Genomic DNA, 23,950 nt, shown 5'->3' with positions numbered 1-23,950 from the left:
ATTATAAATCAATTGCTTAGTATTTTTATCTGAAGCCATGCTGAATTGATAAGTAAATTTATTCGTGACGATGAAATAGCGCGATTTGTTGTGTAAAAAAACAGCGAAAACTGCCTTTTAATTGTAACAAAGCTATTAAAGTTGTTTTTATCTTGTATTTTATGAGGGTTAGTGGTTATTTTTATGTCAAAGTGTCAAAAGTGATAGTTTTGTGTATCAATTTTGATTCTGCTAATAAAGCATAGCTTGCAAGAGAAGGATGCTTTAAACTAACAGGTTCAGAAAAAGAGGCAAAGTATCCCCATGAGCGTGAAACCGCAGAGCAAAACTAAACCTGATCTTTTAAACTCACCCATTCTGCCAACCTTAAAAAAAATGACCATTCCGATGATCTTTGGAATGATCACCCTAATGATGTTTAACCTTGTTGACACCTTCTTTATTAGTTTACTAGGCACTGAACCTCTCGCCGCTGTCAGTTTTACCTTTCCTGTTACTTTTACTGTTATTAGCCTTGCAATTGGTTTAGGTATAGGCACTTCAGCGGTTATCGCTAAAGCCCTCGGTAGTGATAAGTTAGATGAAGCTCGCTTTGATGCCAGTATGTCATTGTTGGTATCGGTTGTGATGGTGTTTAGTCTTTCTGTGATGGGCTATCTTCTGATAGATCCTATTTTTAAGTTACTTGGTGCTGGTGAATTAGTATTACCGCTTATTCATGAGTATATGAGTGTATGGTTCCTTGGCAGCGTGTTTTTAATTACACCTATGGTTGGCAACTCAGTACTTAGAGCAAGTGGTGATACCAAAACTCCGAGCATTGTTATGGGTGGAGCGGGGCTGATTAATGCTATTTTAGACCCTATGCTTATTTTTGGCTTTGGGCCTATTCCCGCATTAGGTATACAAGGCGCAGCAATTGCCAGCGTTATTGCGTGGTCGGTTGCGGTGGTTATCATTTTATATATTCTAGCAATTAAAAATGGCTTATTGAGTTTGCATGCTGGTTTGCAAACACCATTTAGCTCAATTCAAAAAATTCTTAAAATTGGTTTACCAGCGGCGGGGGCAAATATGCTTACACCAATAGCAATGGCGGTAATTACGGCATTAGTGGCTAAGCATGGTCCTGAAGCTGTAGCAGCGTTTGGTGTTGGAAGTCGAATTGAGTCTATCGCAAGTCTTGTTGTGCTTGCTTTATCGATGACTTTACCGCCATTTGTTAGTCAAAACTTTGGTGCCGGTAAGTTTGAACGTGTAAAAGAAGCCTACACTAAAACCTTAAAATTCGTGATGATTTGGCAGTTTGCTATTTATATTTTACTGCTATTAACTTCTGGCTTGATAGCTAATGTATTTGGTAAAGAGCAGGCGGTAATGGATGTTATTAAGCTGTTCATTTATATCCTACCGCTAAGTTATGGCCTACAAGGGGTAATTATTCTATCGAACTCTTCATTTAACGCATTACATAAACCGATGAATGCGCTTATTTTAAGTGTAGTACGTCTGTTTGTTTTTTACGTGCCTTTTGCTTATATCGGCAGTGAGTTTGCTGGGTTAAAAGGGTTATTTATTGGCGCGGCTATAGGTAACCTATTTACTGCGGTGGTTGCCTATAGATGGTTTATCAAAGAAGTTGATGGGTTAAGTGAGTCTTATGTGAAGGAGTGTCATTCATGAGCGACCATTTTCAGCTAGTTTCTAAATTTCAGCCAAATGGTGACCAACCAACGGCGATTGCACAGTTAAAAGACGGTCTTGAGGCTGGGCTTGCACATCAAACATTATTAGGGGCTACGGGAACGGGTAAAACCTTCACTATGGCCAATATCATTAATGATTTGAATCGGCCAACCATTATCATGGCACACAACAAAACACTCGCTGCTCAGCTTTATGGGGAAATGAAAGAGTTTTTCCCTCATAACGCGGTTGAGTATTTTGTTTCTTATTATGATTATTACCAGCCAGAAGCCTATGTTGTTGCTAGTGATACATTCATTGAAAAAGACGCGTCTATCAATGAGCATATCGAGCAAATGCGTTTAAGCGCTACTAAAGCGCTACTTGAGCGTCGTGATACGATCATTGTGGCTTCGGTGTCTGCTATTTATGGTTTGGGCGATCCAGACTCATATATGAAAATGATGCTACTGCTTAAAGTGGGAGAAACTGTCGATCAACGCGACATGCTGCGTCGTCTTGCTGAATTGCAATATACTCGAAACGATATTGAATTTAGCCGTGGTACATATCGTGTTCGTGGGGAAGTGGTTGATATATTTCCTGCAGAATCTGATACTTATGCCGTTCGTGTGGAGATGTTTGACGATGAAATAGAGCGTTTAAGTATTTTTGACCCACTTACTGGGGCTGTTGAAAAGCACATTGTACGCGCTACTATTTACCCAAAAACGCACTATGTTACGCCGCGTGAAAAAATTCTCGATGCTATTGATAAAATAAAAGATGAGCTTAAAGACCGTCGTTCTCAGCTACTTAGTGCCAATAAACTTGTAGAAGAGCAACGTATTGCTCAGCGTACTCAGTATGATATCGAAATGATGACCGAGCTTGGTTATTGCTCAGGAATCGAAAACTACTCGCGTTACTTATCTGGCAGAACGCCAGGCGATCCGCCGCCAACATTGCTTGACTATTTGCCTGATGACGCATTAATGATTATCGATGAATCGCATGTTACGGTATCGCAAATCGGTGCTATGTATAAAGGTGATAGAAGCCGTAAAGAAAATCTCGTTGAGTATGGCTTTCGCTTGCCATCGGCGTTAGATAACCGCCCATTACGCTTTGAAGAATTTGAAGCAATCGCGCCGCAAACTATTTATGTGTCAGCCACCCCAGGTGACTTTGAGCTTGAACGCTCGTCAGGGGAAGTTGCAGAACAGGTCATTCGTCCAACCGGGCTTATTGACCCAGAAATTGAAGTGCGCCCAGTGGGCTCACAAGTAGATGACTTACTCTCTGAAATATACAAACGAGTTGAGGTCAACGAACGGGTATTGGTAACTACTTTAACCAAGCGTATGGCTGAAGATTTAACCGACTACCTAAATGACCATGACGTAAAAGTTCGTTATTTGCACTCAGACATCGATACCGTCGAACGGGTTGAAATTATCCGCGATTTACGTGCTGGTGTGTTTGATGTGTTAGTGGGCATTAACTTATTACGAGAAGGTCTCGACATGCCAGAGGTATCCTTAGTAGCGATACTTGATGCCGATAAAGAAGGTTTCTTACGCTCTACTCGTTCACTGATCCAAACCATAGGTCGTGCTGCACGTCACTTAAATGGTAAAGCGATTCTTTATGGTGACCGCATTACTAAATCAATGAGACAAGCCATTGATGAAACAGATCGCCGCCGTGAAAAACAACAAGCTTATAATCTTGAGCATGGTATTGAGCCGCAAGCTTTGGTTAAAAGCATCACCGATATTATGGATGTGGGCGAAGAAGCAAGCCCTAAAGACAACCTTAAATTGGTGCGTAAAGAGTCTAAACAAGTACTCAGTGCAAAAGAAATTGCCAGCCAAATTAAAGAGCTTGAAGCGAAAATGCATGCCTATGCTAGCGATCTTGAATTTGAAAAAGCGGCATCTGTGCGGGATGAAATTCACGAATTACAACAACAGTTAATTAACTAAAGATTATGACAAACGATTTTTCTGCCATTTTAAATGCTTTAGCAGAGGCTCCTCTCGCTACAAATGAATTATGCCGTGTATTTCATGGCCGTGGCCACTCCGTGGCTGAGCTTAGTCACATTAACTTAGACTTTTATCCGCCAGCACTTTTTTTAGTTTCATATGAAGAAATAGATGAACAAGTGCGTGAGCAATTAACTAATACAGTGTGGCAATGGGCGCAAGTAAACGCACCAGAGCTTGTGACTGCATTGGTTTACCAACAACGTTGTGGAATTAATACCAGAAATTCTCTTCTGTTTGGTGAATTACCACAAGAGCACCTTGTTAGTGAAAATGGTATTAAGTTTAAAGTAGATTTACTTAGTCGCCAAAATACCGGTATATTCCCTGATATGCGTCGTGGTCGTGAGTTTGTCCAAGCTAATAGTAAAAACGCAAAAGTGCTAAACATGTTTTCTTATACTTGTGGCTTTTCTGTTGCTGCAATGCAGGGTGGTGCTGACCAAGTTATTAATATGGATATGAATAAAGGCGTGCTTAGAACGGGTAAACAAAACCATCAGTTAAATGGTTTTGCTCAAGGAGTTAGTTATTTCCCACACGATATTTTAAAGTCATTCGGCAAGTTAAAAAAATCAGCACCTTATGAATTGATCATTGTTGATCCACCGAGCTTTCAAAAAGGAAGCTTTATATTGACTAAGGATTATCAAAAAATCCTGCGTCGTTTACCTGAACTGTTAAATGAAAACACCCAATTATTGCTTTGTGCTAATAGCCCTGAGCTTTCAGAGCAGGCGTTTAAAGAGCTAATTGCTGAGCATACGCAAGGGGCTATTTGTTTTGTTGAGCGTTTAAAACCGACAGATGGCTTTGTTGAAGTAGACAGTGATCGAAGTTTAAAAGCCTTAGTCTATAAAACAGCAAATTAATGGCATTGAGTAAACGACTATCAGCCATCGTTGATGTGGTTGAATCAGGCTATGACGAAATCTGGGATTGCTGCTGCGACCACGGTTTGTTAGGAATTGAGCTTTTACAGCAAAATAAAGCACAGCTTATACATTTTGTTGATATTGTGCCTGAGTTGATGCAAGCACTAAACGACAAACTGGTGCGCTTTGCCACTAACGAGCAATGCGCTCGCTGGCAAGTTCATTGTCAGGATGTTGCGATGATTTCCCCTGATCCAAATAAACGCCATCTTGTTATTATTGCGGGTGTTGGTGGTGAGCTATTGGTGCAATTTTTAGCGAAGATTGTGGGTCATCACCCAGGTATTCATATTGACTTTATTGTTTGCCCTGTACATCACAGTTATCAAGTTCGCCGCTATTTGCAAACACTCTCATTAGGGCTCGTATCAGAACAGTTGATTTGTGAAAATAAACGCTTTTATGAAATCATAGCTATGAGTGTGTCATCATCGAAACAGGTTACTCGAGTTGGGCAGCAAATGTGGCAACTAACAAGTAAAGAGCACCAAGCCTATTTAAAGCAGTTATGTGCTCATTACCAACGCATGTTAAATCAAGACGCGGCTTATTATCAGCCAGTGCTTGATGAGTACTCAGCTTTATTATTGTAATTAAAGTTTATTAATTTCTTGTTTTACGCTGTAGCTAGAGTCAGTGACAATGGCTTCGAGCGTTTGTACACGTTCTCTTAATTCTTGAAGTTCTTTTGTCACTTCGGCAACATGTTCGTTTGCTTCTTTTGAATTCTTTAAAGTCCGTGATTTAAACTCAAGGTGTTTTTTATACATATCATAAATTACCCCAGAGCCGACTGATATCAGCACGATTAACACCACCATGGTAGTACCTGACATACTATTCTCCTTCCATATTTAGTACCTAATAGAGTATAGATTGTATTTAAAAATGCAATTTGCATTCTGTTACAAGGTGTTTCGTTTTAAAAATGGTTTTATACGGATAAAGCCTGTGACCAGCATGGTGCCAGCGATAACGCAAAGTGCGCCGCCTAAGGTATTTGGCCCTATTTGTTCATCTAAAATTAAATTACCCCATACAATACCAAAGAGTGGGATTAAAAAGGTAACAGTCAACGCAGAAGTTGGGCCAATGTCATCAATCAAGCGGAAAAACAGTATATACGCCACAGCAGTACAAAGCACACCGAGAGCGACCACTCCAAGCATCACTTCATTACTTGGCATTTCTCTGGCAGGAATAACAAAAATAAGCGGTAGTACCATAATACTTGCTGCCCACATACTGCCATGAGCATTATCAAAAGCAGACAACTTTGGTGCATGTTTAGTGTAATGGGATGCTATGGCATAACTTAGTGAAGCACAAAGTGCTGCAAAGATTGCTGTAACTGCTTGGGTATCGATAGTGAGGCTATTTTGACCCACTAAAATTGCTACGCCCGTTAAACCTAATAGTAAGCCAAGCAGCATACTTTTAGTGGGTTTAGTTTTACTCCAAATAATACCAACAATCACGCCCCAAATTGGGGTTGTTGAGTTTAGTATTGATAAGGTTGATGCATTGATTGTTTGTGCTGCATAGGCAAACAGTAAAAAGGGGATAGCGGAATTAAGTGCGCCAATAATAAAAAAGTGTTTTTTATGTGTCGTGAAAGCGAGTGTCTTTCGTAAGTATAAAGCAAAAATAAAGAGTGTTATTGCTGCAAAGCCAACTCTTAGCTCTATTAATACCGCAGGGCCTAAGCTATTAGCTGCCATACGCATAAATAAGAAGGAAGCGCCCCAAATAGCAGCAAGGATGAATAAGCGCAAAAAACTTGGCAATGACATGGTGTTACATTCTTTAATTATAAAACCTGAGCATAACAAATTTATGCCCTAATACTCGCCATTTTCGGACTATTAATTAGTTGATTTTGAGAGTTTCTTTTCGAAGTCAGATTTTACGATTTCTAGTGCGGCTAATACATCTTCAGCAGGTACGTCGTTTTGCTCTAAGAGCATAATTAGGTCAACAGCAATCTTTATATAGTCAGGCGCATGCTCTAACTCACTACTCATGATTGTAGTTCCTTTTTCTTAGCAACTTGACTGATTGCCACATCGATTGCCGTTTGTACTTGCTGCTCCATTTTTATACGCTCTGTTTGCGGTAAATAAAATTCCATATCAACATCATAGCGTATGTAGCGGGCAGGGAGTTGATTTAATACAGTGCAGCATAAATCTGCCATAACATCATCACTGTAGGTCGTTTCTAAGTTACGTTTTGTGATGTCTTCGACAACCAGTTTTTCATAGTAGTTGTGAATGTCGTCATGCAATTTCATACAAAGTGAACCCAATTAAAAAGTCACTTTAAGTGTATACCAAGCTTTAAAATAAATCGACAGCAGCCCTAAAAAGCTGACCATGAACATCAACCAAACGGCTTACATTTCGCTGATAGCCACCGCCCATGACTGCAAAGACAGGGATTTTTGCTTCTTTCGCTTGGTTTAATACAAAATAATCACGTTGATACACTCCCTCCATACTGACTTGAAAGTGTCCTAATTCGTCATTCGTAGCAATGTCTGCGCCGGCGTTGTACAAAATGATATCTGGCTGGTGGAGTCTCATCGTTAAGGCTAATGCTTGTTTCACTGTTTCCAAGTATTCAGTATCTTTTGTGCCATGCTCTAGGGAAAAGTCGTAGTTTGATTGCTGTTTAATTCGCGGGAAGTTTTGTTGACAATGAATTGAGCAGCTAATGATCTGAGGGTGCGCTTGTGTCACTTCAGCGGTACCGTCACCTTGGTGAACGTCGCAGTCAAAGATTAACACGGTGTCGGCTTGATCTGTATTAATTAAATGCGCAGCTGCTATCGCTAAGTCATTGAAAATACAAAAGCCAGTGCCATAGCCTGTAAATGCATGGTGATAACCACCACTTAGGTTAAAAGCTGCACCATGTTGCAAGGCATACTCTGCGCCATGAATACTCGCCCCTACAGAATAAAGTGTTCGTTCAACTAATTCATGTGACCAAGGGAAGCCCATTTTTTTTATCTCTTTTGTATCAAGGCTGCCAGTGAAAAAAGCGTCGACATAATCTTGGTCATGGCACAGAGCAAGCTGTGCTCGAGTGGCTTGTTGTGGGGTAATGAAATGCTGCTCATCAATAAAGCCGCTGAGAAGTTGTTTTAACAAGCGGTATTTATCAATCGGAAAGCGGTGACGCTCAGGTAAAGCTAACGCTGAATAACTTGGATGATAGTAAAACATTATCTGAGCTGCTGTTTTTCGACCTGTTGAATTTTGTCTTCAGTGGCTGAAATTGCCTTACGGCAACGGCCCAACCTTGCATGCAATGCAAGTATTTCTTTATTGATTTCGGCTGCTTGCTGCGTATTTGCAGCTTCGAGCTTAAGTTTTCGCTCTTCAATCATCAAAACTAAGCGGCGCTCAAACTCGTGATTTTGCTTTAGTTCATCATACAGTTCATGTGACGACTGCATGATTTTTTTTACTGCTTGTTTATAAACTTGTGGCTTTGTTTTTGGTTTAAAACTGTACTTATTTTCTTTAGCCCACACAGGGGTTGATTTGATCACATTGAATACAGCTTCTACCTGAAGGGCAATTCGTTCAAGAGCATATTGGTATGCGTGACGATGCTCAGCAGGTGGCAGGCTGTTAAGCTCATCTTCGATTTCTATGACATAATCTGCCAGCTTCATACTTTTTGTGCTAAATACTGCTTTATCAAATAAACTTGGTTGGGCTTGCATATAACGATTTTTCGCAAACAAATTACCCTTATCAAATTGTGTAGCTAATTGCTTTAGCCTTTCAATTTGTGAACGCAGTTTATCAAAAGCAGTCGATTGCATTTATAAATAAGCCTCATAGATTAACTTTAATGCTAAAACAATAACCACAGTGTTAAACACGGGGCGGATCATTTTACTACCAAACTTAATTGCCGAATGCGCACCTAACCATGCACCTAGCATCAAGAAAAAGCCCATCGTGATACCAAGTATAAAGTTCACATGCCCTAACGCAACAAAGGTGATCAAAGAAATAAAATTTGAAACGAAGTTCATCGAGCGAGCAAGCCCACAGTTAAGTAACAAGCTCATCTTATATAATAGGCTATTTGAAGCAGTCCAAAACGTACCAGTCCCTGGGCCTGCTAAACCATCAAAAAAGCCTAGTCCAAGCCCTTGCAGCCACTGTTTAATTTTAGTTTTGCCATCAAGTTCTGGTAATTCGTTATGCTCGGTAGTACTCAAACTGCCAAATAAGCTGTAACAAGCTACTAGAATAATTACCACTGGCAATAATTTATTCAGAAATTCAATACTTAAGTAATCAACCACAAGGGTACCAATAAGCGCACCTATGGCTGTTGCTAGGATGGACGCGGCCCAAAATCGAGGGTTGAATAACTTTTTACGAAAATAGGTCACGCTGGCTGTTAATGAGCCAAAACTTGCTGCAAGTTTATTTGTGCCTAATGTGAGATGGGGAGGTAAGCCCGCAGTTAATAGCGCCGGCACAGTTAACATGCCGCCACCGCCTGCGATAGCATCAATAAAGCCAGCTGCCAGCGCCACTGCGCATAATAGTGCCCATGTTGTTGGGTCTAAAGCTAATTCAAACATTAATAATCAATTTGTCTTTTAAAGGGTGGCAAGGTATCGAGCATGGCTTTGCCATATCGCTTGGTCACTAATCGGCGATCAAGAATAGTAATACGGCCCTGATCATTTTCTTTACGAAGCAGTCTACCACAGCTTTGTACTAATTTCTTTGCAGCATCAGGAACGGTTATCGAAAGAAACGGGTTGCCACCTTTACTTTGTACAAACTCAGCCTGCGCTTCTTCTATTGGGGAGGTCGGCACCGCAAATGGAATCTTTGTTATAACTAAGTTTTCTAAGTATTTACCCGGTAAATCAAGACCCTCTGACAGGCTTTGAGTGCCAAATAAATAACTAGCACGGCCTAAATCTACATTCGCTTTATGCTTTTTCAAAAGTGCCTCACGCGACATTTCACCTTGCACTAATACATCAATCCCTTTGCTTCTCAACGCTTTGACGACATGGTCCATTTGCCAATAAGAGGCAAATAACACTAAATTAGCTTTTTTATCGTTAAGGAATTTAGGTAACTGTTCAGCTAAGTGGTCGCTAAAGGCTTTCTCTGTAGGCTCAATATGACTTGCAGGAATATGCAGCGTGGCTTGTTTTGGATAATCAAACGGAGAAGGAACTTTAATGTATTTGACACCTTCTTCTTTGGCAAGGCCACATTCATATGCAAAGTGATCAAATGAGCCAAGTGCCGTTAATGTCGCTGAACACAGAACAGCACCTGCACATTGGTTCCATAATTTATCTTTTAAGTAATAGCCAACTTCAATAGGGCAATCACTGAGTAAATGATCGTGATGGTTCTTATACTCTAGGCGTTTTATCCATCGAGCATGGGGAATACCTTCACCTTTTGTAGCGTAACTAAACCATAGCTTGTTTAATAACTCTAGGCGATTAATGTACTGGCCACTTTCAGCCAATATTGGATCGGCCACATAAGGTTTAATATCGCCATCACTCACGTCTTGCACTAGGGTGTCGTGCATCTTGTTAAGTGCTCTTAGTGCATCAAGGGTGGCATCGCTAATATCTTTTGCTTTAGCATGCAAAGCCGCTGGAATCTCACCATGCTCAAAGCGATAGGTATCATCACTATTGTAGTTAAAGTCGGCATTATCAAGAATGTCACGGACTACTTTTAGGTTTTTGCCCGCATCATTGATGCTGTCACTGAGTTTAAAATTTTGCCCAATCGCTTTTTGACCCACCAGTACATTCGCCATTTTCCCTGCGAATTTAACAAGCTTGTCGAGCCAGTCGATGGTGCCTTTGATTGTTGCCGCAGCAGATGAGAAGTCTCGAGTGATGTGCGCTAAGTGATGGGCTTCATCAATAACATAAATAGTATCGTCAGGTTCAGGTAGAATCTTACCACCACCCAAATCAAGATCAGCTAGTAACAAAGAATGGTTGATCACTAGCACATCCATTTGCATAAGACGCTGACGCGCCATATGGAAAGGGCAGAGCTGATGAGCGCGCATTTGTCGTTGGCATGAGTGTTTATCACAGGCAATTAAATTCCAAACTTTATCCGGAATAGTATCAGCCCAACTATCGCGATCGCCTTGCCATTGTTTGTTTGAATAAGCATCATAAAGTTGCTTTAAGCACTTGGTTTCCATATCTGAAAGTGGTGATGACAGGGTTGGCATAAACTCCATTTGCGTTTGGCTGTCGCCATTAACTGCAGCACTAAGTTTTTGTGCACAGATATAACGCTGACGACCTTTAACTAAATCAAATTTAATATCTAACCCAGAGTGCTCTTTAAAAAACGGCAGTTCTTTACTAATTAACTGTTCTTGTAGGGCAACAGTTGCCGTCGAAATCACTAATTTCTTTTTTTTGGCCATCGCCAATGGTAATGCACCTAAACAATAAGCGAGTGACTTACCGGTCCCTGTGCCAGCTTCAATGACACAGATACGTTGACTTTTGTGATACTCACCGGCAAGGGTTTTTGCTATCTCGGCAACTAAATAGTTTTGACTGCTTCTAGGGCGGTAGTCAGTAAGGTTATCAGCAACATGCTTATGAATTTGCCGAATTGTTTTTTTTAAAGAGTCAGATAGCATGCCCAGAAAACCTAAAGTATGTATATAATTACAGTAATGAATTTTAGAGATTTAACTGGGCAACTACAAGCGACTTGTTCGATTATTATTTTATTAGCTTTAATAGAGGTTCAAGATGAACCTGATAATTAGACCATTCTGTTAATGCATCTTTGTAAATGGGTTGCCTTACTTGTTCTGAGCTTGGTGTCATAATTGGGCGTTTGTGATTATAAAAACTCATGCAGCTTTCATGCATTTCTAAATCGCAGTAAGTTAGTAACTCACTCACGGTGTTGGAAAAATCATTAACAAGATTTTGATAGTCGACTTTAAATATTTCGTCAGGATATAAGCAATGCCAGTGCGACATTAAATCAGTGTAATCATTTATATATTCTGCAAGAGATGTAAAGTCGTAGCTATAGGCGTGACCCTCAGAGAAAGAGTGTTTGTATAAACTCCACGCAGTTGCGGCTTTATCTCTCGTTACTTCGAGTATCTTCGCATTTGGGAAGAGCGTTTTAATTAACGCGATATGATGAAAGTTCACTGGTTGCTTATCGATAAATATATTGTTTTTTCCACGTAAAGGAGCAATAAATTTTAGGTATCTATCAGCGTAGTGTGCTTTATCTTTATCAGTTAGCTTATCAAGGCCATAAGGAACATCTGAGAGTTTTTTACTTTCTAACTCTCGAGCGATTGCATTTATTTCTGTGAGCTCGTAACTTGCATCAACATCAGGGTGACTTGCTAAAATTTGCTCAACTAAGGTAGAGCCACTTCGCGGTAAGCTGACGATAAAAATCAGCTGTAGCGATTCATTAGATGTAAGATTATTAATAGATCTTTGAGTTAAATATTTTTTACAACGAAAAGTAAAGTTGCTTGGCTTGTATGGTGTTAGTGCTTTTTGAATTTTGTTTGCTTTTTCTAATGTCTTAAATGAGAGTTCGTAGTTGTGGCATTGTTCATAGGCTTTGGCGAGAGCAAAGTAAAGTTGAGCACTATTGAGGTTTTGAACAGCAGATTGTGTTTGTTCTACTAAACTGTCTATATCCCTATTATTAAATGTATATGTTTTTAAATTAGCTAAATTCCAATAGGCCTCACCTAGTCTGTTATCTAGTTGGAGTGCTTGTTTATAGTGCGTTATAGCAAGTTCAGTATCACCTTTGATTTTTTCTATGTTACCAAGTCGAAGGTGGCAATGGGCTGCGTAATAGTTTGCATCGAGTAACTTGTTATAGATGGCCTTTGCTTTATCAAATTGCATCATTTTTACATGAGCGATAGCAATTAAACTCTCAATAAATAAAGTAGGAGAGGGGATCGATGTGCGATAAAATGTGAGTAACTCTTCAAATTGCTTGGTATTGAGTAAGGCTTGGCAGTAGTTTTCTAGGACTGCTTGTTTTTGCGAGTTGTTCTCGAGGTTATGTTTTGATATGTCCAAGTACGCTTTGCTATCTCCCACCTTTAGTGCGATATCAGCCAGCGTTTGAAGTGCTCTATATTCATTTGGTACTAATTTTAATAATTGCTGAATGGTTTGCTGAGCTTGCTGAGCTTGCTGAGGATTTTGATTGGTTAATTGTTGTTTCGCAGTGTCTAGTTGTTTATTAAACCAATAAATCATTTCATATTGTTTTAGTGCACTTTGTTGTTGTTCATGCTCTTGCAGTCGTTTGTGAGTATCAGCAAGTACAGCCCAGCCATCGTGATATTCTGGATGTTCATTGAGTACTTCTAACAACATAACTTTAGCTTTATGTGGTTCAGTAGCAACGAGTGTTTTTGCGTTATTAATCGTATCAATTGGGCTCATAATTGGCTCTTATAATTTTTTATAGTTAGGGTGTACTATACCTCTACCGTGATAGATATTTGAAGTAAATGGTTACAGATACAGGTTTTATCCTTTCAAAAGAGGCCTTCGATAGCTCAACAGGAGTTACTTTTGTGTTTTGGTTGTGGTGTAAACACGGCCCATTAAAAGTGCTCGTTGAACAGCAAAAAGTGGTGTTTTTCATCCCTGACAATCAAGTGTCTGCTGCAGAAAGGCTTTTACAAAGTCAAAGCATTTATGTTCGTTTTGCAGATGCCAAATTAAAAAACTTTCAAAATCAATCGGTGATCTGTTGTTATTTTAATTCATTAAAAGACTATTACCGTGCCATCAAAATTTTAAAAAGTTCACAAATAGTGACGTTTGAAGATGATGTTAGGCCAATTGACAGATTTTTGATGGAACGTTTTATAAAAGGCTCTGTATGGGTAAAAGGTGAAATTCAAACACGAAGCGATTTTAGACTGCTAAAGAAAGCAAAATTAAAACCAAACAATGAATTTAAACCTAATTTTAAGCTCGTTTCTATTGATATTGAGTGTAATGGTGATGGCGTACTATTTTCTATTGGCTTAGTCGGAGACGGCATAGACAAAGTGTTAATGATAGGGCGCCGAGAATCTACTGTCGAATTAGATTATCAAATTAACTGGTGTGAAGATGAAATTGATCTGTTATCTCAGTTTGAGACTGAAATTCAGCGAATTGACCCAGATGTATTAATTGGCTGGAACGTTATTGAATTTGACTTTAGTGTACTTCATGCAAGAGCTGAGGCACTAGGTATTTCACTAAAGCTTGGGCGTAATAAAGAAAAAATGCGTTTGCGTGAGGGAAACTTTACCCGCATTACAATACCTGGTCGCGTTGTGGTTGATGGTATTGATACCTTAAAAAATGCCACTTATCATTACGACAGTTTTAGCCTTGCCAATGTAGCAAGCATTGAACTTGGCGAAGAAAAGCTGATTAGCACTGATAATCGCCTTGAAGAGATTATTCGTCAGTTTAATGAAGAGAAGCTTTCGCTTGCTAACTACAACAGACAAGATTGTATATTGGTACTACGCATCTTTGAGAAGCTCAAACTGCTCGACTTTGCGGTTGTAAGAAGCCAGCTCACAGGCCTCGAATTAGAGAGAATGGGCGGTTCAGTTGCTGCCTTTACTAATCTCTATTTACCACTGTTACATAGAAGTGGCTATGTTGCCCCGAATTTAGGAGATCACGGGCTAAGCTTTGACAGCCCAGGTGGTTATGTTATGTCATCGCAGCCAGGCTTGTATCAGAATATACTTGTGCTTGATTACAAAAGCTTATATCCATCGATCATGAGGACCTTTTGTATAGATCCTCTTGGGCTTATAGAGGGATTAAAAAAGCCGGATAATGCAATCGAAGGATTTAACCAAGCACAGTTTTCACGCACTGAACACCACCTGCCTGAACTGATCCGTGAACTTGCAGCGACAAGACAAATAGCCAAAGACAAAGATCAGCCTATGCTCTCACAGGCGATTAAAATCATTATGAATAGTTTATATGGTGTACTTGGTTCAAAAGGTTGTCGCTTTTATGATCCTCGATTGTCTAGCTCTATCACTTTACGTGGTCATGAAATTATGCAAACCACCAAGCAGTGGATAGAAGAGTGGGGCTACGAAGTCATTTATGGTGATACAGATTCGACCTTTGTAAGGCTTGACGATGATCTAAATTTGCATAACTGTAATGAAATCGGTACGAAACTGGCAAAAAAAATTAACAAATGTTGGCAAATTAAATTATTACAAGATTATAAAATAGACAGTTTCTTGGAAATTGAGTTCGAAACCCACTATAGCCCATTTTTTATGCCTACAATTAGAGGCAAAACAACAGGTTCTAAAAAGCGCTATGTAGGAAAAGTTGAAAAAAATGGCGCTTCAAAATTAGTCTTTAAAGGCATGGAAACTGTGAGAAGTGATTGGACAGAGCTTGCTCATAAGTTTCAGACAGAATTATTTGAAATTTTATTTTCAGAAAATTACAGTCCACAATTAATAGTGCAAGCCTTTGATAGATATGTTAAAAAACTCTATGCAGGTGAGTTTGATTCAAGCCTTATCTATCGTAAGCGTTTAGGTCAGCATTTAACTGATTACCAAAAAAACATCCCTCCCCATGTAAAAGCAGCGAAACAGCATTTAGCTGACAATCCCCATCTGGCGTTTCAGCGTGGTCAAGTAATTGAATATGTTTACACCGCTAACGGCGTTGAGTACTACACAGGTCAACATAATTATGATTATGGAATTTATGTTAATAAACAATTATTGCCAATAGCTGAAATGATTGTTGTTGATTTGGGTACTAAAGTTTCATCTCTAAATGACCGTCAGATACAGCTTTTTTAGAAAATTAACATTTTTTTGACTCTTTGTTGCGGTGAATGATCGATTGGCTCAGTTTAAACGCTTATTTGTGTGTTTTTTATTCACAAAACAAGAAAAAGTAAACTTTTTGCTGCTTCATTAAAAAATTGTAAATAAAGGGCTGGATATTTTGGTTTATTTGTTTATTATTTGTTTGTCGCAGTCCTGATGCGATACAAATAATAAACAAGCTTATGCTAAATATAGCCACAATATAGTGGTCCAGGGAGAATCAAATGTTAAATAATAAAGTTTCAAAAGCAGTTCGCTTAGCGCTTGCTTTTGGTACAGCTTCAACAGCTGCGTTTTCTGTAAACTCTTATGCTGCTGAAGAAGAAGCAGCAGAAAAAGTTGAACGTATTGAAGTTACAGGTTCACGTATCAAACGTACTGATATTGAAACTGCAAGCCCAGTACAAGTTACAACAGCTGAAGAAATCGCTGTAGCTGGTTTTACACGTGTTGAAGACATGATGAACAGCTTGCCTCAACTTGAAGCTTCAAATACAGCGTTCCAATCAAATGGTGCTTCTGGTACAGCTACTCTTGATTTACGTGGTATGGGTTCACAGCGTACTCTAGTACTTATCAACGGTCGTCGTATGCAAGCGGGTGGTATCTATACTCAGTCTGCTGATATTAACCAAATCCCAGCTGCTCTTATCAAGCGTGTTGACGTAATGACGGGTGGTGGTTCATCAACTTACGGTGCCGATGCGGTAGCGGGTGTTGTAAACTTTGTAATGAACGATGAGTTCGAAGGTTTTGAAGTAAGCCTTGGTTCAACTGCATATCAACACGATAATGATAATGAATACATCCAAGGTTTAATGGATGAGCGTGACTTCGACTACCCAGAAGGTAGCTCAGGTTTTGATGGTTCTTCTTTTGACTTCTCAGCTACATTAGGTGGCTCTTTCGATAGTGGTAAAGGCCATGCTGTTGGTTATTTCACTTACCAAAAGCAAAACGAACTTCGCCAAGGTGCCCGTGATTACTCTTCATGTGCTCTAAATGCTGCAGGTACAGCGTGTGGTGGTTCAGGTAACGCAGTTATTCCTAACTTCTATATTTCAGCGCCTACAGACAGCGGTGCATTTGATTGGGATGATTATGATTACTGGACACTTGGCTCTGATAGTAGCTTCATTCCTTCAAGTGGTAACGTATATAACTACGCGCCAATTAACCACTTCATGCGCCCTAACGAGCGTCACACTTTAGGTTTATTCTCTAAGTACGAAATTAATGATCACTTCCAACCGTTCATGGAAGCGATGTACATGCGTGACCGTACTACAGCGCAAATCGCAGAATCTGGTACGTTCTTTAACGAAAACTATGTTATCGATTACGATAGCCCGCTTCTTACAGATGCACAGCGTCAAAACCTAACTGACCGTTTCGGTTTAACTTCAGGTGACCAATTTGCAACTTACATCGGTAAACGTAACGTTGAAGGTGGCCCTCGTGCTGATAGCCTTGAGCATAACTCATTCCGCTTAGTACTAGGTAGTAGAGGTGAGCTTAGCGACCTTTGGTCATACGAAGCATTCGTACAATACGGTTCTTCGTCTTCATCTTCAGCATACGAAAATGACTTCTTTGGTCCGCGTATCAGTACTGCACTTTCTGCAAATGGCGAAGACTGTTCAGCAACATCTGGTTGTATCCCTTACGAAGTATTCACGTATCAAGGTGTTACTCCTGAGTCAGCTGGTGCACTAACTGGTACTGCGATCCTTAATGGTGTTACAGAGCAATTTATCGTGAATGGTTTCGTTACTGGTGAGTTTGAGTGGGGTCTACCTTCTTCAGATTACCCAATCGCGGCAGTATTCGGTGCTGAATACCGTGAAGAAACTTTCAGCCGTACAGCGGATGAAGTTTACGCACAAGGCCTATTACTAGGTCAAGGTGGTACAACTAAGAGCCTTAACGGTGAGTACGATGTAACAGAAGTATTTGGTGAGTTAAGCTTACCAATCGTCGAAGGCGTTACAGGTATTGAAAGCCTATTGTTTGAACTAGGCTATCGTTGGTCTGATTACAGCACGTCAGGTTCAGAGCCTACTTATAAAGTAGCAATGAACTGGGATGTTACTGAAAACTGGAAGATCCGTTCAAGCTATAACCGTGCAGTTCGTGCTGCGAATAACGGCGAGCTTTTCGCACAACAAAGCACAGGTTTATGGGCCGGTACCGATCCTTGTGCGGGTGCAACACCATCTCTTAGCCAAGCAGAATGTGCTAATACAGGTGTTCCAGCATCTCAATACGGTAACGTAGGTAAGAGCCCTGCTGACCAATACAATGGTTTCTTCGGTGGTAACCCGAATCTTAGCCCTGAAATCGCTGATACAATCACTTTAGGTGTTGTTGGTAACCCATTTGAAGATTTCAACTTCTCAATCGATTACTGGGATATCGAACTTGAAGACGCAATTGGTGCGATTGACGCAGAGCTTATTGTTGAGCAATGTGGTAAAACAGGCCAAGCAGTATTCTGTGATAACGTACAACGTACGCCTGGTAGTGCTAGCCTTTGGATTGGTTCTGGTCAAGTTGTAGCAACTAACACTAACTTAGGTAACATTCACTATGAAGGTGTTGATTTAAGTGCTAACTACGATATGGAAATCGGCGGCGGTACACTTTCTACAAGCCTTATCGGTACTTACATGATGACTAAGGAATTTGATAATATTCCTGGCGTAAGTGAAGTATATGACTGTGTTGACACGTTAAACGATGGCTGTTACCCACAACCAGTATGGCGTCATGTTCTTAGTGCAAGCTATGACACAGGCAGCTGGTGGAGAGCAACAGCTAAATGGCGTTACTTTGGTGCTGTAAGTGACTATGAAGGAAGTGATACTTTAGCTCAAGGCGGTATTAGTTCACAAAGCTACCTTGACCTTAAAGGTTCATTCACTGTAAATGATTACACTTCAGTACTTATTGGTGTGAATAACGTTCTAGATAAAGAGCCGCCAATGGTAGGTGGTTCACTATCTACAAATGGTAACGCAATTGCTGGTTTCTACGACACATTAGGTCGTTATTTCCACGCGAGCGTAACGTTAAAATTCTAATCTGAATTAATTAATGTATGATAAAGCGAGCTTCGGCTCGCTTTTTTTATGGGGAAGCTTTTAATATGGGGAAACAATGACATCAGAACAACACACGTTTACCCAAGCTGTTGCTTTACTTCAGCAAGGTAAAGTTAGCCAGGGGATAGAGTTATTAAAACCGTTAACACATAACAGTGATTTTGCTGAAAAAGCGTTACAGGTCCTTTTCAAAGTTGCTATGCAGCAACAAGACACTGAAACAGCCATTTCTTATTGCCAGCAACTGGTATCAATTGCTCCTACAAAGTTTGATTACGTACTGACCCTAGTACAATTAAGTTTAAGTTGTGGTGAGCTAGAAATTGCAAAAAACGCGCTATTACCTTTATATGAGACAAACCCGCAGCAAGCTGATATTTGTTTTCAGCTAGGTAAAATAGAAAGAAAGCTTGATAACGCAGATGCAGCATTAACTTATCTAGATCAAGCGAGGGTTTTGTCAGAGCAGTTTAAAGTACCTGCTTTAATCGAAATCTCTTTTGTCCATAATGATCAACTACATCAGCCAGATTCAGCAATAAAGTATTTAGAACAGGCAATTAGTGCTGATAGTAATAATCTGCAAGCCCACTTTGCATTGGCAAATATTTATGAACAACTCGGTGATAAAGATAAGGCTAAGAAGGGATTTCAACAGGTTTTAAAAATAGATGCATTTAATGCGATGGCTCAAGCAAGATTGGCCGATATTGAAACCTTCACTGAACGCGATGCAATTGACTATGAGCAAGCAAGCTTAGCCATATTACAGCGGGAATCAGATGATATAGCGTGTGCTGATATTTATTATGCACTTGGTAAAGTATTTAATGATTGCAAAAACTATCAGAAAGCTTGGCATTATTATGTAAAAGCTAATCATTACAATAAAAAGTATTTACCAGCCTATGATCGCCAATCTGTTGAGAAGATTACTGACTACACCTTAGCTCGTAATATTGTTCTGCAAGAAGCGAATAGCTCAATAACACCCATTATAATTTGTGGTATGTTTCGTTCTGGCTCAACACTGATTGAACAAATTATCAGCTCTAACAAGCAAATAGCGGCAGGTGGTGAAATTGCCTATTTGCATTCATCGTTATTTAATTTGATTGGCGATGAAAAGGCACTTGTTAATAAGGCTAAAGAGCCTGAATTTATTAATGGTTATAAAGAACAATTAACCTTAAGAGCTGAAGGTGCGCTTTATGTAACAGATAAACGCCCTGAAAATTACCTTTACTTAGACATCATCAAGCAGCTATATCCGAAAGCTAAGATTATCTGGACAGAGCGAGATATTAAAGATAATAGCTTGTCTGCTTTTTTCCAGCATTTAGGTCCGAGTTTAAACTATGCTGTGTCCCTTAGCGATACGCTGCATCACTATGAGCAGCAGCAACGTATTAAATCACATTGGCAGTCGTGTTTTGGTAACGATATTTTTACTCTGAATTATGATTTACTTGTTGAGTCACCTGAGCAGGTGTTAGAACCGCTGTTTAGTTTTTTAGGGTTAGAATACACTGATGAAGCGCAGCGATTTCATCATAAAACTGGCACAGTAAGTACTGCAAGTGTCTGGCAGGTTAGAAAACCTCTTTATAAATCGTCATCAGGACGATTTGCAAATTACCTTGAATACATACAGGCCGATGAAAAATACTACCAAGATGCAAAAGCGCTGTTAAATAAGTAATTGGTAATAAAAAAGACCATCATTTAGATGGTCTTTTTTATTATTTTAAGGGCATGATATCGCAAGGAATTGTTAGCCGAGGGCTATTGCTTTTTAGTTGGTAGGTACCATGCCAAATATAGCTGGGGAATATAATAATTTGACCTTCCTCTGGGCATATTTCACGAGCAATAGATTCTCGTTCTCCTAAGTTAAGGCTGGTTTCTCCTAGCTTAAGCCAGCCATTTTTAGTGTCATCATCTTTACTCATCTCATTAGGAATAGAAATATAGCTCGGAGCAGATAACCAACCTTGAGGGTGGATATGATTAGCATGAAAACCCCCTTGTTCTAGTTTTACCGACCAACTACCTCTTGAAACAAAGCGTTTATGGTTACGTGCTAATAGAGGGTGGTTAGCATCCACAGGCAGGTGCATCAGGTATTGATTAATGCATTGGTTCATAGATGACTTAAATAAATCAATAAGTTGGTTTGAGCGGTGTAATAAGTGACCTTGTGTTTGGCTGCCACTGCGAACACTTTGATCTAATGGTTGTAGTTTATTTGTGTGAAGGCTGAGCATTAGTTCCTGCAACTGTCTATTAAAATCAGCAAAGTTTTTAAAACCTGGCGGAGCAGGGAGCTCCATCACTTTAACGAATTTATCTAGGTCAGTTAACCAATGATATTTATCATTATTTGATAAGCGCCAAGCAATACTTAAATATGCCCATAGCTCTTGGTTGTGAGGATTAAATTTTACAGCAGTTTCTAAATGAGAGATCGCTGAGCTGTACTCGCCTTGTTGTATGTAAAAATTTGCTAAATCGATACTGTAACGTGCATTGTGTGGTGCTTCTTTTACTAGTTGCTGAAGGATTGAAAATGCTGTTTCTTCATGCCCCTTTCTATCTAAAATGATACTGTGTGCATGGAGTAGGTCTAAGTTTCGCGGATGGCTCGTTGTTGCTTCAGAGCTTACTAATAATGCTTCCTCAAGCCTATCGAGTTGAAGTAGTTGGCCAATTTGAGAGTGGATCAGAACAGGGTTCGCATCATAGTGTTTAAAAGTATGGGTGTACGAGCTCATTAATTCGCTCTGTGCGTGTTCCCAGTAGAGCTTATTAAGACTTTCATGTGCAGGTACATAGTTAGGAGCAAGCTCTAAGCATGCCTTGAGATGAGCTTGTGCATGTTCATATTGTTGTAAATCATAATGTGTACAACCAACTATATAATGTAACTCAGCACTTGGTTGCTGTTTTAAAAGCATTTTCAAAAGCTCCAATGCTTTGTCAAATTTACCCAAATTACGATAATTACACGCTTCTTTATAAACGAAATGAAATTGCCCCTTTAATTGGGCTGGTAATTTTGTTTGAAAATAGTCTTCGATACGTTGTAAATCACCCAATCGCTCGAAAAGCTCTAGAGCGAGCCAGTGATATCGAACTAATGAAGTTTGCGAAGGGGATGTGTCGCTTAGGAATTGTTCGGCTTTTAATAATTCATCTTGATTAATTAGACTTTCAATGTAATTGAGGCGTGGTTTTTCAAGAGACAAAGAGACTGTGTTGTATTCACAAAACTGAATACAGTCAGTGTATTTTCTTTGTTTACAAAGTAGGTTGGTGTAGTTGTCTAAAAGACCAACATGATTACTAAATTGGCTTAAGCCTTTTAAATAACACTGCTCTGCTTCAATAGTTTTGTTTACAGCTGATAAACATAAGCTATTCAATGTATACCAATCAGCGGTTTTATTTGTATGTAAAGAAAGGAGTTGTAATGCCTGCACATATTGTTGTTGATTGAATGCATGCAAAGCTCTTTGCAATGAATTATTCACTCGTACACCCTGTTTTTGCTTTATGTTAACATGGTGTACAGTAAAGTAAAATATTACTCTTGATTTACATCAAGGTCTCTGATTTCTTCGGTGTGTTTACTGCCTTTTACTTGTTGGTGAAGGGTTATAAACAGCCCTGAAGTTAACTTAGGTTAGCTTGGGTATTTGTTGTAATGCCTGACTTAGCATTAAGATTTCTATTCGAAAAGACCGCATGCCGCTGATTACTGACATGCGGTATTAAGCGATCAATTGTTTGAATCAATATCTTTGATTTCAACAGTACCGCTATTGTCTTGTCGTTTTAAGTTGAGCTTTTTGATTTTTTCTAACATTTCAGGTGAGAAGCGACCAAAATCCATCGTGCGCATCATGATAGAGTCATTAATAAAGTTAACATTAACGGCCCCCATACCTGAGCTACTGCCATCCGCAGAGACTGGTATATCAGAATTATTCACCACAGCGTTTAACATAGCCGCAGGGTTAGTTGAGGCAGATGCACCAAAACTACGTTCTGTTCCAAATAAGTCGGTTATATTCCAATCTTCAATGTCAATTTTAAAACGTTTTGCGTATTTAACATCGTTTTTCATTTGACCTTCAGCGTAGTCCTCTAAATGTTCACGTAAGTCTGTTTCGAAGTCAGTAAATAATGATTCAGTCTGCTCGTAATATTTAGATACATAAAGACGGTTTTTACGCTTAATTTGCATACCTCTATTCGAGTTTACAAACTCTTCACCGTTTTCAACGAGTTGATGGTAAACCTTGCTGCCTTTATAAGCTTCATTACGCAAATTTGGACTGCCAATGTTACCTTGATAGAAGCCATACATAACGATTGGTTTCTTTTTACCGAACTTTTCGAAAACGATTTTATGTTGAATATCATTGAGTGAAAGTTTGTAACCGGCAACGGTTAAAAATTCTTCATCTAAAATTGAATCATCATCAAAAAGAAGATCTTCTGTATCGCGAACAGGGTAATGCTCGATTAACTTTTCAATCATCGCTGTATTGTAAAGGTTAAGCCAGTAGGCCAATTGCTCATCAAGGCTAAGTTCGTTAAGAGAAATTTCGTCAGGTACTTTTTCTAGGCTTACACGAATTTTGTGAAAGCCATTTTTTATTTCTGATTTGGTCACTGCCTCAAATAAAAAACGATTAGCCTCCAAAGCTGTATCATTATTTTTGTGGGATTTCATTCTTGTGCCAATTGATGACTTCGATTTACGTGAACTTCTATCTGACCTACCCATATCAAGAACGGTTATTTCAAGTAAGTTATCAAGATCCTCATATGAAATTTTTATATCTCGATTAAGGCTAAAGTCTGAGAATTCTTCTGGTAGTTCATTTATTTTTGCATACGAAGAAAGTGAGCAAAAAGTAAATGCAATTAGTAATAATTGTTTAAACATGATTTTTCCTTGTTGTTTTAACAATCTAACTATTGCCGATTGTTACATTTTTTTCAAGTTGATATGTACCGAATACATTACTACTTGGCGTGTTTATCTTAATAAATTAGGAGGGTTAAGATTTTTTATTGGGTCGGTTAAACGGTTTTAGTTAATAGAATGTTCATTCTATTAACTTTTGCATTGTTAATCTGGTAATTTCTATTTGGCTGTCATTTTATCTAGGTTATTTGTGATTTCGTCTATATATAGGGGGTTTAAGTTATTAAA

General features: G+C 39.2%; 18 protein-coding genes. 7 read left to right on the top strand and 11 right to left on the bottom strand.

Going from position 1 to position 23,950, the window contains the following annotated elements; all coding sequences use genetic code 11:
* Positions 1–303 precede the first annotated feature (303 nt).
* The 4 genes from L1D46_RS12950 to L1D46_RS12935 are packed head-to-tail and all read left to right on the top strand — an operon-like array spanning position 304 to position 5,265.
* Positions 304–1,683, top strand: a complete 1,380-nt coding sequence (locus tag L1D46_RS12950) for an MATE family efflux transporter (RefSeq protein ID WP_130051845.1) — start codon at positions 304–306, stop codon at positions 1,681–1,683.
* Positions 1,680–3,674 (top strand): excinuclease ABC subunit UvrB, encoded by a 1,995-nt coding sequence (uvrB, locus tag L1D46_RS12945; RefSeq protein WP_130051844.1) that lies wholly within the window; start codon positions 1,680–1,682, stop codon positions 3,672–3,674. Before L1D46_RS12950 ends, uvrB begins: the two co-directional genes overlap by 4 nt.
* Positions 3,675–3,679: 5 nt before the next feature.
* Positions 3,680–4,609: a class I SAM-dependent methyltransferase gene (locus L1D46_RS12940; RefSeq protein ID WP_239977632.1), complete on the top strand. Its 930-nt coding sequence runs from the start codon at positions 3,680–3,682 to the stop codon at positions 4,607–4,609.
* Complete coding sequence (locus L1D46_RS12935) at positions 4,609–5,265, top strand: tRNA (adenine(22)-N(1))-methyltransferase TrmK (protein ID WP_167658856.1); 657 nt, start codon at positions 4,609–4,611, stop codon at positions 5,263–5,265. The genes L1D46_RS12940 and L1D46_RS12935 overlap by 1 nt, the downstream gene beginning before the upstream one ends.
* Here L1D46_RS12935 and L1D46_RS12930 read toward each other — a convergent pair whose 3' ends face one another.
* The 9 genes from L1D46_RS12930 to L1D46_RS12890 all read right to left on the bottom strand — a co-directional run bounded on the left by L1D46_RS12930 (position 5,266) and on the right by L1D46_RS12890 (position 13,172).
* Entirely contained in the window at positions 5,266–5,508 is a 243-nt protein-coding gene (locus L1D46_RS12930) for a hypothetical protein (RefSeq protein ID WP_054563649.1), read from the bottom strand.
* 69 nt (positions 5,509–5,577) lie between these two features.
* Positions 5,578–6,465, bottom strand: coding sequence for a DMT family transporter (locus L1D46_RS12925; protein ID WP_130051841.1), 888 nt, complete (start codon positions 6,463–6,465; stop codon positions 5,578–5,580).
* 72 nt (positions 6,466–6,537) lie between these two features.
* Positions 6,538–6,696: a DUF2496 domain-containing protein gene (locus tag L1D46_RS12920; protein WP_130051840.1), complete on the bottom strand. Its 159-nt coding sequence runs from the start codon at positions 6,694–6,696 to the stop codon at positions 6,538–6,540.
* The gene (locus tag L1D46_RS12915; RefSeq protein ID WP_130051839.1) at positions 6,693–6,965 is read right to left on the bottom strand and encodes a late competence development ComFB family protein; all 273 of its coding nucleotides are present in this window, start codon (positions 6,963–6,965) and stop codon (positions 6,693–6,695) included. The genes L1D46_RS12920 and L1D46_RS12915 overlap by 4 nt, the downstream gene beginning before the upstream one ends.
* A gap of 46 nt (positions 6,966–7,011) precedes the next feature.
* Complete coding sequence (locus tag L1D46_RS12910; protein WP_239977633.1) at positions 7,012–7,905, bottom strand: histone deacetylase; 894 nt, start codon at positions 7,903–7,905, stop codon at positions 7,012–7,014.
* Positions 7,902–8,510: a primosomal replication protein gene (locus tag L1D46_RS12905; protein WP_130051837.1), complete on the bottom strand. Its 609-nt coding sequence runs from the start codon at positions 8,508–8,510 to the stop codon at positions 7,902–7,904. The genes L1D46_RS12910 and L1D46_RS12905 overlap by 4 nt, the downstream gene beginning before the upstream one ends.
* The gene (locus L1D46_RS12900) at positions 8,511–9,287 is read right to left on the bottom strand and encodes a TSUP family transporter (protein WP_130051836.1); all 777 of its coding nucleotides are present in this window, start codon (positions 9,285–9,287) and stop codon (positions 8,511–8,513) included.
* Positions 9,287–11,362, bottom strand: a complete 2,076-nt coding sequence (dinG, locus tag L1D46_RS12895) for an ATP-dependent DNA helicase DinG (protein WP_130051835.1) — start codon at positions 11,360–11,362, stop codon at positions 9,287–9,289. The genes L1D46_RS12900 and dinG overlap by 1 nt, the downstream gene beginning before the upstream one ends.
* 85 nt (positions 11,363–11,447) lie before the next feature.
* Positions 11,448–13,172, bottom strand: a complete 1,725-nt coding sequence (locus tag L1D46_RS12890) for a sulfotransferase (protein WP_239977631.1) — start codon at positions 13,170–13,172, stop codon at positions 11,448–11,450.
* Between the two features lie 68 nt (positions 13,173–13,240).
* On the opposite strand from L1D46_RS12890, the gene L1D46_RS12885 reads away from it, so the two are divergent.
* From L1D46_RS12885 to L1D46_RS12875, 3 genes are all read left to right on the top strand, one after another.
* Entirely contained in the window at positions 13,241–15,589 is a 2,349-nt protein-coding gene (locus L1D46_RS12885) for a DNA polymerase II (RefSeq protein WP_239977630.1), read from the top strand.
* Between the two features lie 254 nt (positions 15,590–15,843).
* Positions 15,844–18,702 (top strand): TonB-dependent receptor, encoded by a 2,859-nt coding sequence (locus L1D46_RS12880; protein WP_239977629.1) that lies wholly within the window; start codon positions 15,844–15,846, stop codon positions 18,700–18,702.
* 76 nt (positions 18,703–18,778) lie between these two features.
* A complete protein-coding gene (locus L1D46_RS12875) occupies positions 18,779–20,425 on the top strand; it encodes a tetratricopeptide repeat-containing sulfotransferase family protein (RefSeq protein ID WP_239977628.1) in 1,647 nt (548 codons plus the stop codon).
* A gap of 40 nt (positions 20,426–20,465) precedes the next feature.
* Here the strand turns inward: L1D46_RS12875 and L1D46_RS12870 are convergent, their stop codons facing one another.
* Together L1D46_RS12870 and L1D46_RS12865 are read right to left on the bottom strand one after the other, a co-directional pair.
* Positions 20,466–22,256, bottom strand: a complete 1,791-nt coding sequence (locus L1D46_RS12870) for a putative 2OG-Fe(II) oxygenase (RefSeq protein WP_239977627.1) — start codon at positions 22,254–22,256, stop codon at positions 20,466–20,468.
* A 248-nt stretch (positions 22,257–22,504) separates the two neighbouring features.
* Positions 22,505–23,680 carry a DUF547 domain-containing protein gene (locus tag L1D46_RS12865; RefSeq protein ID WP_239977626.1) on the bottom strand — a complete coding sequence of 392 codons (1,176 nt, stop codon included), beginning with the start codon at positions 23,678–23,680 and terminating at the stop codon, positions 22,505–22,507.
* Positions 23,681–23,950: the final 270 nt, after the last annotated feature.

It is taken from the genome of Pseudoalteromonas sp. Isolate3 (genome assembly GCF_022398505.1).
GTDB lineage: Bacteria > Pseudomonadota > Gammaproteobacteria > Enterobacterales > Alteromonadaceae > Pseudoalteromonas > Pseudoalteromonas apostichopi.
This window is presented reverse-complemented; position numbering and strand designations above follow the sequence as displayed.